The organism is Halomonas sp. M4R1S46 (assembly GCF_025725685.1).
Classification (GTDB): Bacteria; Pseudomonadota; Gammaproteobacteria; order Pseudomonadales; family Halomonadaceae; genus Halomonas.
Genome location: NZ_CP107008.1, coordinates 2,976,437 through 2,988,333 on the forward strand (window position 1 = coordinate 2,976,437; position 11,897 = coordinate 2,988,333).

The 11,897-nt window shown below is 69.0% G+C and carries 11 protein-coding genes; 8 read left to right on the plus strand and 3 right to left on the minus strand.

All coding sequences use genetic code 11. The annotated features are described in order from the left end of the window. The first annotated feature begins 156 nt into the window (after positions 1 to 156). Entirely contained in the window at positions 157 to 717 is a 561-nt protein-coding gene (locus OCT48_RS13895) for a PRC-barrel domain-containing protein (protein WP_263589724.1), read from the plus strand. 78 nt (positions 718 to 795) lie between these two features. Here OCT48_RS13895 and proX read toward each other — a convergent pair whose 3' ends face one another. Genes proX through OCT48_RS13910 form a run of 3 tightly spaced genes read right to left on the minus strand, consistent with a single transcriptional unit; the run spans position 796 to position 4,086 of the window. After that, on the minus strand, positions 796 to 1,851 hold the full coding sequence (proX, locus tag OCT48_RS13900) for a glycine betaine/L-proline ABC transporter substrate-binding protein ProX (protein ID WP_263589725.1): 1,056 nt from the start codon (positions 1,849 to 1,851) through the stop codon (positions 796 to 798). A 52-nt stretch (positions 1,852 to 1,903) separates the two neighbouring features. Then, positions 1,904 to 2,836, minus strand: a complete 933-nt coding sequence (locus OCT48_RS13905; protein WP_263589726.1) for an ABC transporter permease — start codon at positions 2,834 to 2,836, stop codon at positions 1,904 to 1,906. 2 nt (positions 2,837 to 2,838) lie between these two features. After that, entirely contained in the window at positions 2,839 to 4,086 is a 1,248-nt protein-coding gene (locus OCT48_RS13910; RefSeq protein ID WP_263589727.1) for a quaternary amine ABC transporter ATP-binding protein, read from the minus strand. 255 nt (positions 4,087 to 4,341) lie between these two features. On the opposite strand from OCT48_RS13910, the gene OCT48_RS13915 reads away from it, so the two are divergent. From OCT48_RS13915 to OCT48_RS13945, 7 genes are all read left to right on the plus strand, one after another. Next, complete coding sequence (locus OCT48_RS13915; RefSeq protein ID WP_263589728.1) at positions 4,342 to 4,557, plus strand: DUF1656 domain-containing protein; 216 nt, start codon at positions 4,342 to 4,344, stop codon at positions 4,555 to 4,557. Between the two features lie 2 nt (positions 4,558 to 4,559). Continuing rightward, the gene (locus tag OCT48_RS13920; protein WP_263589729.1) at positions 4,560 to 5,420 is read left to right on the plus strand and encodes an HlyD family secretion protein; all 861 of its coding nucleotides are present in this window, start codon (positions 4,560 to 4,562) and stop codon (positions 5,418 to 5,420) included. Between the two features lie 6 nt (positions 5,421 to 5,426). Next, entirely contained in the window at positions 5,427 to 7,484 is a 2,058-nt protein-coding gene (locus OCT48_RS13925; RefSeq protein WP_263589730.1) for an FUSC family protein, read from the plus strand. A 54-nt stretch (positions 7,485 to 7,538) separates the two neighbouring features. Continuing rightward, positions 7,539 to 8,414 (plus strand): AEC family transporter, encoded by an 876-nt coding sequence (locus OCT48_RS13930; RefSeq protein ID WP_263589731.1) that lies wholly within the window; start codon positions 7,539 to 7,541, stop codon positions 8,412 to 8,414. Between the two features lie 379 nt (positions 8,415 to 8,793). Next, complete coding sequence (locus OCT48_RS13935; protein ID WP_263589732.1) at positions 8,794 to 9,996, plus strand: quaternary amine ABC transporter ATP-binding protein; 1,203 nt, start codon at positions 8,794 to 8,796, stop codon at positions 9,994 to 9,996. A 5-nt stretch (positions 9,997 to 10,001) separates the two neighbouring features. Further along, positions 10,002 to 10,835 carry an ABC transporter permease gene (locus OCT48_RS13940; protein WP_263592626.1) on the plus strand — a complete coding sequence of 278 codons (834 nt, stop codon included), beginning with the start codon at positions 10,002 to 10,004 and terminating at the stop codon, positions 10,833 to 10,835. Between the two features lie 82 nt (positions 10,836 to 10,917). Next, positions 10,918 to 11,778 carry a glycine betaine ABC transporter substrate-binding protein gene (locus OCT48_RS13945; protein ID WP_263589733.1) on the plus strand — a complete coding sequence of 287 codons (861 nt, stop codon included), beginning with the start codon at positions 10,918 to 10,920 and terminating at the stop codon, positions 11,776 to 11,778. The last annotated feature ends 119 nt before the right edge of the window (positions 11,779 to 11,897 follow it).

Below are 11,897 nucleotides of genomic sequence, written 5' to 3' on the forward strand. Positions count from 1 at the left end.
ACGACGCAGGTATAGCATCCGCCGTGGCCCCGAGTAAAAGCGGTCCATTTAACACTTCGTTACCGGACGGACTGAACCCGGCCGCCGATGAGGACACTAACGACTGCCTGGCCACGTCAGGCGTCATGAATGGACCCTCATGAAAGGAGAGACAGGATGACCCTCGACACACCGCTTAGCCGCGCCCTGACCGCCACGCTGATCGCCGGCGGCATGGCCGTCACCGCGACCGCCCAGGCCGAGACCCAGGGCCTCTATTCCGCCGACGAGCTGCTCGACGCCGATGTCTACACCCAGGCCAATCCCGACGTGGAGATCGGCGAGGTGGAGGACGTGCTGCTCGACAACGACATGCGCCTGCGCGCCCTGGTCATCGACACCGGCAACCTGCTCGACATGGGCCAGAAGCAATACGTCATCGAGACCGGCCACTTCACCGTGGAGACCCATAACGGCAATAGTCTCGAGGCCATGGAGTATCGCGTCCACGTCGACCTCAGCGAGCAGGCCATCACCCAGCAGCCGGAATACACCGACACCTGGTGGAGCGAGGCCCGCCAGAACATGCAGCAGGCCTGGAGCGAGACCAAGCAAGGCGCCGCCAGTGCCTGGGACACCACCCAGCAAGGCGCCTCACAGGCCCTGGATCGCATCGGCAACGCCCTGAAGGCGGCCGGCGAGAAGACCCAGCAGGCGGCCGAGGGCGCCACCCAGTAACGCCGCCCTTCGGCCACGCCACTCGACCGCCCCACCGGGCCGCTTTCGGCCCGGTGGGGCGTGCCGGGCAGCCGGCGCCTACTCGCCCTCGGCCATCGCGGCCTCCCGGGCCTGGGTCAGCCAGGCATCCACCTCGTCGCGGTGGCCCATGATCCACTCATCGGCATGCCGCCGGATGTCCTCCTCGCTGTCCTCGCCATCGAACATCCTGGCGTTCTGGGCGAAGATCGCCTCGATGGGAATCCTTGCCACCTCGAAGAGCCTGGCCGCCGACGGGTTGTTCGCGGCGAACTCACTGTTGACCACCGGACGGATATCGTTGGCCGGCCAGCCCAGGTTGCAGGGATCCTCCACGCAGCCCTCGAGGCCCTCGACCACGGTCGCGTCCTCGAACTCCTTCTGGTCCTCCGGCAGGTTGGCCTCGTCCACGGTGATCCAGACCACGTCCTCGCCCGGCTTGAGCAGCCCCACCGTCCAGTTGGGGGTCCAGGTGTAGAAGAAGATCGAGCCGCCCTCCTGGTAGCGTCCCAGGGCATCGGCCATGGAGGCGGAATAACTCGCCTTGATCGGCTCGACATGCTCGCCGAGGCCATAGGCCTCGAGGTGATGGGCGATCACCAGCTCACAGCCCCAGCCCGGCGGGCAGGCGACCATTTCCGCCTTGCCGTTGCCGTCGCTGTCGAACAAGGCCTTGATTTCGGGATCCTTGAAGTCCTCCAGGCCGGTGATGCCGTGCTCGTCGGCGGTCTTCTTGTCGACCAGGTAGCCCTGCAGGGCGCCCCCCTGGGCCACGTAGCCGATCAGCTCGGCGCCCTGCTCGAAGGTGCTGCGGTAGGTGTTGTGCAACGGGAACCAGCCGTTGACCCAGAAGTCGACATCGCCCTGGGCCACCGACTGGTAGAAGGGCGGGTTGTCGAGGGTGGTCGGGCGCTGCACGTCGTAGCCCAGTTCCTCGAGGAGCCGGCTGTAGACCGCGGCGGGAAACCAGCCGGTATCCCAGGTGGCCCGGGCCGGCGTCACCGTCACGCCCTCCCCGGGGGTGCCCTGGGCGGCGACCAGCGCCGGGAGCATCGCCAGCGACAGGGCCAGCCCGGCCCACTTGCGCCCGCCTATGGTACTCACGATCGGATGCATGAGACGTCCTCCTGCTTGAGGGACACGCGCGGTGCGCCGCATCGCGTCCGGTTCACGACGAGTCGTTGCCTCCCTGCCTCCCTTTCCCGTGTCCCTTGAACAGCCCCTTGAAGGTCCGCCGCTCGCCCGAGGCGGTGACTTGGCCCCCCTCCCCCAGCGCCTGGGTGACGCGGTCCAGCAGGATCGCCAGCAGCACGATGCCGATGCCCCCCAGGGTCGCCCGGCCGATGTCCAGCCGGCCCAGTCCGGTGAACACCGTGAGGCCCAGGCCGCCGGCGCCGATCAACGCGGCGATCACCACCATCGACAGCGACAGCATCAACGTCTGGTTGAGCCCGGCCATGATGGTACGCAAGGCCAGCGGGATCTGGATCTCGAAGAGCAGTTGGCGGCGGGTCGCGCCGAAGGCCAGGCCGGCCTCGACCAGCTCCCCCTGCACCTGGCGGATCCCCAGGTTGGTCAGGCGGATAATCGGCGGCAGCGCGAAGATGATGGTGGCGATGACGCCGGGCACGATGCCCACGCCGAACAGCATCACGATGGGCACCAGGTACACGAAGGGCGGGATGGTCTGCATGATGTCCAGCACCGGCCGGATCAGGCCGGCGAAGCGATCACTGCGGGCCGCGAGAATCCCCAGGGGCACCCCCACGATCGTGCAGAAGGTCACCGCCGTGACGATCATGGCCAGCGTGATCATGGTTTCCCGCCAGATGCCCAGCAGGTCGAGGAACAGCACCGCCAGCAGGGCGAAGATGGCCACCCCCGTGCCGGCGGCCCGCCAGGCGATCAGCGGCACCACCACCACGAACACCGGAAAGGGTAGCCACAGCAGGAAACCCTCGAGGCCGCTCAACACCTGGTCGATCGGCCACTGCAGCGCCTGGAAGACCGGGCGGAAGTTCGGCACCAGCCACTCCTTGACCGCCACCTCGATCCAGTCGTCCAGGGGCAGGGTATAGAAATCGGAGATGCTGTCGGCCATGGTCACTCCTCCCTCGCTGCCAGGGGCGCGGCGGCCGCGGCGCGGCGGGACGTCTCGTCCTCGCCCTGATCCCCGGCCAGCAAGGCGAAGACCCGCAGGGGGTCGACGGTGCCCTGCAGGCGCCCGGCCTCGTCGAGCACGGCGATGGGCAGGCCCTGGGCACAGGCGCCATAGAGCTCGATCAGCTCCTGGTCGGCGCGGGCCGCCGGGTAGTCGGGCCGCATCAAGTCACGCAGGGCGCCGTCCTCGGCCGACGCCAGGTCCGCGCACACCAGGATGCCCAGCGGGTAGCCGTCCGCGTCGACCACGTGAAGGCCCGCCACCCGGTGCTCGTCGCAGCGCCGCCGGGCCGTCGCCGGGTCCTCGTCCGGGCTCACGGTGGGCGCCTCATGGCTCAGCCGCCCCATGCGGAAGACCCGGCCGCGGTCCACATCCCGGGTGAAGGCGGCGACGTAGTCGTCGGCGGGGTCGGCGACGATCTGCTCGGGCGTGCCGGTCTGCACGAAGCGGCCGTCCTTCATGATGGCGATGCGGTCGCCGATGCGCAGGGCCTCGTGGAGATCGTGGGTGATGAACAGGATGGTCATGTGCAGCTGCTCCTGGAGGGCCAGCAGCTCGTCCTGCATGTCGCGACGGATCAGCGGGTCCAGGGCGCCGAAGGGCTCGTCCATCAGCATGATCTCGGGGTCGACGGCGAGCCCCCGGGCCAGCCCCACCCGCTGCTGCATGCCACCGCTGAGGGTGGCCGGCGGGACATCGGCGTAGGCCTCGAGCCCCACCTGCTCCAGGGCCCGCAGGGCCTTGTCGCGGCGTTCGCCGGGCGGCACCCCGCGCACCTTGAGGCCGAATTCGACGTTCTCGCCGACGGTCTTGTGGGGGAAGAGGGCGAAGTGCTGGAAGACCATGGAGAGCTTGTGGGCGCGCAGCTCGCGCAGGGCATCGGCGTCCATGGACACCACGTCCTCGCCATCCAGCAGGATGCGGCCTCGGGTGGGCTCGATGAGACGGTTGATGCAGCGGATCAGGGTCGACTTGCCGGAACCGGAGAGTCCCATGACCACGAAGATCTCGCCCTGCTCTACGGTAAAGGAGACGTCGGCGACGGCGGCCACGGAGTGGGTGTCGGCGTAGATGCGATCCTTCTCCTGGCCGGCCTGCAGCCGGCGGATCGTCTCCTCGGGGTCCGGGCCAAAGACCTTGTACAGGTGCTCCACGCCAACCTTCTGGTGCGATGTGGTATCAGCGCTCACGCCACCCCCTTCGCGCGCAGGGCGAACGGAGGCTCGACGCCGCTTCGGGCGGCCGGCTTCCTGCCGACATGGTCGCAAGGAGGAGCGCCGAGCATCGCGCGCCCGGACGCAGGCCGGGACCCGTGTCATCATGGCGACATGGATCCTGTACACCAAAATCTAGGAAGCCCCCCGGCGAGCGTCAAGACGCCGGCCCGTGCCGGCCGCACCGGGGCTTGTTAAGATAGCGGCCTAATCATCCAGTCGGGAGCCGACATGGGACTCCGGGAAATCGCCATCGGCGGCCTCTATCTGTCGCCGCTGCTGCTCTATGCCTTGCTCGGGCTGGCCGCCGCCCTGCTGGTGCGCGCCCTGCTCCACCGCCTGCTGGGCCCGACGCGCCCGTGGTTCGAGGCCTGGTTCGACACCGCCCTCTTCGTGCTCTGCACCGCCGCCGTCGCCTTCCTGTCATCCGCCGCCGGAGCCCTCTAGCCATGCGCACCCTGCTACGCAGTCTCGTGACCCTGACCATCGTGGCCCTGGCCATCGCCGCCGGCCTCTGGCTGTGGCACTACTATCTCTACACCCCCTGGACCCGGGACGGCCGGGTCCGGGCCGATATCGTCACCCTCGCCCCCGACGTCTCGGGCCGGGTCGTGTCGCTTCCGGTCGGCGACAACCAGCGCGTCGCCGCGGACGAGACACTCTTCCAGCTCGACCCGGCGCGCTACCAGGCGGCGGTGGACAAGGCCGAGGCGGTGGTCGCGCAGCGCCAGGCCGAGCTCGAGCTGCGCCAGCACGAGGCCTCGCGCCGCAACCGCCTGAGCCGCCAGGCGATCAGCGCCGAGAGCCGGGAGATCTCGCGCATCGACAGCCGCGTGGCCGCCGCCGCCCTGGCCCAGGCCCGCAGCGAGCTGGCGCGTGCGCGCCTCGACCTGGCGCGGACCACCCTCAGGGCACCGGCCGCGGGCCATGTGCTCAACCTCCAGCTGGCCGAGGGCAACTACGTCAACGCCGGCACCCCGGTGATGGCGCTGGTCAAGGCGGACTCCTTCTATGTCACCGGCTATTTCGAGGAAACCAAGATCGCCCGGATCGACGTGGGCGACCCGGCCCGGGTGACCCTGATGAGCGGCGATACCGTGCTCGACGGGCATGTCGAGAGCCTCGGCCGCGGCATCGCCGACGCCAACACCGAGCCCAACGCCCAGCTGCTGCCCCGAGTCGAGCCCAGCTTCAGCTGGGTGCGCCTGGCCCAGCGCATTCCGGTGCGCATCGCCCTCGACAACATTCCCGAGGAGACCACCCTGAGCGCCGGCATGACGGCCTCGGTGCACATCGAGCCTACGGAGTAACGGTGCATGTCGCCCTGGCTCGAGGCCTACCTGACCCCGTCCCTGCCGGCCGTGAAGTTCGCCGTCAAGGCGACGCTGGCCATGCTGTTGGCGCTCTACGTGGCGCTGTGGTGTGACCTCGAGCGCCCCTACTGGGCGCTGATCTCGGCGGCCTTCCTGCAGATCCGCCCGATGAGCGGCATGGTCATCGAGAAGGGCCTGAGCCAGCTCACCGGCACCCTGGTGGGCTGCGGGGCCGGGATCGCCATCATGGCGCTGTTCGCCCAGGCCCCCGTGCCGGCACTGGCGAGCCTGACGCTGTGGATCATGATCTGCACCTACGGCAGCTCGCTGCTGCGCAACAACGCCTCCTACGGCTGCATCATGGGCGGGGTCACCGCCATGCTGATCGTGGTGATCGGCGCCAGCCAGCCCGACGGCATCTTCGCCGTCGCCGTGGCCCGGTTGTCGGAGCTGGCACTCGGCGCGGCGAGCGCCACCCTGGTCAGCGCCCTGCTGTGGCCCATCCGGGTCCGCGACCACCTGGCCGGCCAGGCGGACCAGGTGATCAACGAGGCCTTCCGGCATGCCGGGCAGCGGCTGTCGGACAGCGACGACCTCGCCGCCCTGCAGGCCAGCCTGACCGGCAGCCTGGCGCCCCTCACCCAACTCGAGACCGACAGCCAGGCCGCCCGCTACGAGGGGCCCGAGGGGCCCGGACGGATTCGCGCCAGCCACGTGCTGACCCGCCGCACGCTGCGCCTGCTGGCCACGCTCCACGCCCTCCAGCAGTTGCTGCACCACGCCGGCGACCGCCTCGATCCCGCCAACCGCCGCCTGGCCGACGACCTGGCCCGGGAGTTGCGTGACGCCGCGGAGGCCTCGGGGGTTGCCCAGGCCCGCCGGCGCCTGCAGGCCCTGCGCCACCGGGCCCTGGAGGGCCCCGACACCGACATCACGCCGCTGGAGCAGCGCATCCGCCTGGGACTGCGCGAGACCCTGGGGCATGCGCTGGTCATGCTCGATGCCCGCGAGGCGATCACCCATCCCGGGCGCCGGCGCCTGCGGGGGGCGGCCCTCGCCTGGCACCGCGACCCCCTGGCCGCCGGGCTCAACGCCCTGCGCGCGGGGGTCGTCTTCCTCTCGCTGGCGGCCTTCTGGCTGGCCACGGGCTGGACGAACGGCCAGGTGGCCATGCTGATGGGCACCCTGGGCTCGGCCTTCTTCGCCAGCCGGGACAACCCCGCCGCGGTGAGCCTGATGTTCGCCAAGGGCATGCTGGCGGCGATCCCCAGCGCCTTCCTGTTCGGCCATGTGCTGCTCGCCCAGGCCAGCGGCTTTCCCCTGCTGGCCATGCTCCTCCTGCCGCCGCTGTTCCTCGGCCTGCTGGGATCGGCCTCGCCCCGCTTGATGGGCTACTGCCTGGCCTTCACCATCGGCAACATCCTGCTGACCATGCCCGGCAACGCCATGGACTTCTCCTTCGACGGCTTCCTCGACCGGGCCATCGCGGTGATGGTCGGGCTGGGCGCGGTGGTCGCCGGCTTTCGCCTGATTCCGGGCGTCGGGCCGCACCTGCACAAGCGCCGGCTGGTCGGCGCCATCGGCCGTGACCTGCGCACCCTGCCGGCCGCCCCCGTGCCCGAGGCGGAGACCCGCTTCATCGGTGGCATGGCCGACCGCCTGCTGCAGCTGGCCCGACACGACGATATGCTGCCCGAGGACCGGCGCCATCTGTTCAGCCTGGGCCTGACCGGACTGGATATCGGCTATGCCTGCCTGCAGCTGCGCCGGCGTCTCGACGACCTGCCGGGGGCCGACCTGCGCCGGACGCGGCAGGCGTTCTTCGCCGCCCTGGCGAGCGCCTTCGCGGACAGTGCCCGGGGGCGTCCTCCCCGCGAGGTGCGGCGCAGCGGGGCCGCCCTGGTGGCGGCCCTCGAGGAGCACCAGGCGCTGAGCCCGCGTCACCGAGCGATGATCGCCGGGCTGGTGGAACGTCTCGACCTGGCGCTGCACCTTCAGGCCGAGCGGGCGCGGACCGCCCAGTCCCCACCCGCCGCGGCCGCCTCCTCGGCGCCGACCTGAGATCCGGGCGGACAGGGACCACGCCGCCCCTCATCCTCTACACGGGAGATCCTGATGCTTGCCGAACTCTTCGCCGTCATGGCCCCGGTCCTCGCCGGCGCCGGCCTGGGCTTCGGCTGGGTTCGCCTCGGCCACGACTATCCCGTGGCCTTCGTCACCCGGCTGGTCTTCAACATCGGCACGCCCTCCCTGGTGCTGGCTTCGCTGGCCGAGGCCGAGATCGATGCGGGCAGCTTCGGCCGGACCATGCTGGCCACGGCCCTGGTCCTGCTGTGCATGGCGGCGGCCACCGGCCTCGTGGCACGCCTGCTGCGCCGCGACTGGCGGGTACTGCTGGCCCCGATGATGTATCCCAACACCGGCAACATGGGCCTGCCGGTGGTGCTCTACGCCTTCGGCAGCGCCGGCTTCGTGTTCGGCATCACGGTGATGGTCACCGTGACGCTGTTCCAGTTCACCCTGGGCTCGCTGATGGCCGGGCGCGGCAACCCACTGAAGATCCTGGCCACGACGCCGACGGTCTATGCCATCCTGATCGCCCTGGCCCTGCTGCTCACCGATACCGACCTGCCACGGTGGCTGGCCAACAGCGTGGAGCTGATCTCGGGCTTCACGGTGCCGCTGATGCTGATCACCCTGGGGGTCTCGCTGGCCAACATCCAGGTACGCAGCCTGCGTTCCGGACTCGGCTTCAGCCTGCTGCGCCTGCCACTCGCCGCCGGGGTGGCCTGGGCCATCGGCAGCCTGCTCGCGCTGCCGCCCACCGGCCATGCCATCCTGGTCCTGCAGATGAGCATGCCGGTGGCGGTCTTCAACTACCTGTTCGCCCAGCGTTCCCGTCGCGAGCCGGAATACGTGGCGAGTCTGGTGTTCTGCTCCACCCTGCTGTCGCTGCTCTACCTGCCGCTGCTGCTGGTCCTGCTGATGTAGCCAGGCTGCCTCCGCAGCGCCTGTGCGCAACCGCGCCGACGGCGATCCGCTCGAGGCCGGACCGCCGATGGCGGGTGGCGCGGCGCCTGGCGGTCGAAGGCGACGAGGCGCCGTGCTTGCTCGATCTCCCCCCTGCCAGTAGCCTCGGTCAGCCGGTGCCGGCGCCCCGTCCCTCGGGGCCTTCCCGTGGCGCGCCAGGTACACCGCCCAATCAGTCAGTGCTCCCGCACAAATTTGAATGGCTGTTCAACAACCGCTAGGGTGTAGCGCCTCGATTCGTGTCAACGCAGGCCAACAGGCATGCTCAGGACACCCTACCCCCCGTCAACCCGCCTCCACCGGCGCCAGCGCCGGGTCGGGCGACATCAAGGCACAGCCAATGAGTGACAACCGAAACGTCAAGATTCGGGTCCGACAGCTCAGCAAGGTCTTCGGCAATCAGCCGAAGAAGGCGCTGGAACTGCGCGACCAGGGGCTCAAGCGCCCCGAGATCCTCGACAAGACCGGCCAGACGCTGGGCCTGTCCGACATCAACTTCGACGTCTACGAGGGCGAACTTCTGGTGATCATGGGGCTCTCCGGTTCGGGCAAGTCGACCCTGATCCGCTGCCTCAATCGGCTGATCGAGCCCACCGAGGGCGAGATCGTCATCGACGGCGAGAACATCCCGAGCCTCAAGGAGAAGGAACTGCTGGAATGCCGCCGCCGCCACTTCTCCATGGTGTTCCAGAACTTCGCCCTCTTTCCCCACCGCACCGTGCGCCAGAACGCCGAGTTCGGCCTGGAGATCCGCGGGGTCGATCCCGCCGAGCGCCGTGACATCGCGGCCAGTTCCCTGAAGCAGGTCGGCCTGGAAGGCTGGGAGGACGCCTATCCCAACCAGCTCTCCGGCGGCATGCAGCAGCGGGTCGGCCTGGCCCGGGCACTGGCCAACGACGCCAGCGTGCTGCTGATGGACGAGGCCTTCTCGGCGCTGGACCCGCTGATTCGCGGCGACATGCAGCAGGAACTGCTGGAACTCCAGCACCGCATGAAGAAGACCACCGTCTTCATCACCCACGACCTCGACGAGGCCCTGAGCATCGGCGATCGCATCGTGCTGCTCAAGGACGGCGAGGTCGTGCAGATCGGCACCCCGGAGGAGATCCTCACCAAGCCGGCCGACGACTACGTACGGCGCTTCATCGAGGGCGTCGACAAGTCGCGGATCCTCAGCGCCGAGAGCGCCATGCGCAAGGTGCGTTCCACCGTGCGCGACACCGACGGCCCCAGGACCGCGCTGCGCAAGATGCGCGACCATAGCCTCGACTCCATCTACATCCTCGATCGCGAGCGTCGCCTGATCGGCCTGATCGATGCCGAGTCCGCCAGCCAGGCCCTGGAAGACGGCAAGGAGCGGGTGACGGACGCCATGACCCAGGACTTCCGCAAGGTGGTCCGCGAGGAACCGCTGCACAACCTGTTCGCCATGTTCCACGAGAACCGCTTCCCCATCGCCGTGGTGGACGAGAACCAGGTGCTGCAGGGCGTCGTCGTCAAGGGCGCCGTGCTCGATGAACTCGCACAGGCAGGAGAACACTGATGGCTATCGAAATTCCCCGCGTGCCGCTGGGTGACTGGATCGAGAACGGCCTGAACTGGCTGACCAGCGAGTATTCCATCGTCACCCGCGCCATCTCCCGGGTCACCCAGACCGGTATCGACGGCCTGAACGATGCCCTGATGTGGCTCCCCGACTGGTCGCTGCTGGTGATCATCGCCGGCCTGTGCTGGTGGCTGGCCAATGTTCGCCTGGCCATCGGCGCCGTGGCGGGCCTGGCGCTGATCTGGAACCTGGATCTCTGGGACCCGATGATCGAGACCCTGACCCTGGTGGTGATCGCCACCCTGGTGGCGGTGGTCATCGCCCTGCCCGTGGGCATCGCCGCGGCCCTCTCCGAGCGGCTCTACAAGACGATCATGCCGATACTGGACTTCATGCAGACCATGCCGGCGTTCGTCTACCTGATCCCGGCGATCCCCTTCTTCGGCATCGGCTCGGTATCGGCGATCTTCGCCACCGTGATCTTCTCGATGCCCCCGGCGATCCGCTTCACCACCCTGGGCATCCGCCAGGTGCCGGTGGAACTGGTCGAGGCCGCCGACGCCTATGGCGCCACCCGCGGCCAGAAGCTGCTCAAGGTGCAGCTGCCGATGTCGCTGCCCACCGTAATGGCCGGCATCAACCAGACCATCATGCTGGCGCTGTCGATGGTGGTGATCGCTGCCATGATCGGCGCCGACGGCCTGGGCAGCGAGGTCTGGCGCGCCATCCAGCGCCTGCGACCGGGGGACGGCTTCGAGGCCGGCATCGCGGTGGTGATCCTGGCGATGCTGCTGGACCGCCTCACCCAGTCGCTGCGCAAGCAGCGCAAGGCCTGATCCAGCATGGGCGAGCCGCCGGTTGCATCCGGCGGCTCGCCCCTGCATCCTCTTGATCGTATTCCTAATAAAGGCACATCCGATGACCAAGCAACCGATGCGTCTCGCCGGCCTGGCCATGGTCGCCGGCGCCGGCCTCACCGCCGCGACCGCCCAGGCCCAGGACAAGGGTTCCGTGCATCTCGCCTATGTCGAGTGGGCCTCCGAGGTCGCCTCCACCAACGTGGTCCGTGCGGTGCTCGAGCAGGCCGGCTACGAGGTGGAACTCACCTCGCTGTCCGCCGCCGCCATGTGGCAGTCCGTGGCCAGTGGTGACACCGACGCCATCGTCGCCGCCTGGCTGCCCTCCACCCATGCCGACTACCTCGAGCGTGTCGGTGATCAGGTCGATGACCTGGGCCCGAACCTCGATGGTACCAAGCTCGGCCTGGTGGTCCCGGCCTACAGCGAGGTCGACTCCATCGCCGAGCTGAACGAGCACGCCGAGGCCTTCGAGGGCAAGATCACCGGCATCGACCCGGGCGCCGGGATCATGAGCCTCACCGAGGACGTCATCGACGCCTACGGCCTCGACCTGGATCTGCAGAGCGGCAGCGGCGCCACCATGACCGCGGCGCTCAAGAGCGCCATCGCCAACGAGGAAGAGATCGCGGTGACCGGCTGGACGCCGCACTGGATGTTCGCCCGCTGGGACCTCAAGTACCTGGAGGATCCCAAGAACGTCTATGGCGGGGCCGAGCAGATCCACACCATCGCCCGCCAGGGCCTCGAGGAGGATCTGCCGGGGGCCCATGCCATCCTGGATGCCTTCGAATGGACCCCCGAGCAGATGGGCGAGGTCATGCTCATGAACCAGCAGGAGGATTCCGACCCCTACGAGAACGCCAAGCAGTGGGTCGAGGACAACCAGGACCTGGTCCAGGAGTGGCTGCCGGAGGCCTGAGGCCTCCCGCCGCCCTTCCGGCCGTGCAGCACGAGGGGGAGATGCCGACAGGCATCTCCCCCTTTTCGTTGGCGCGTGGCTGATGAGGCGGGGCACTTCTCCAGGCGGGCGGGAAGCCT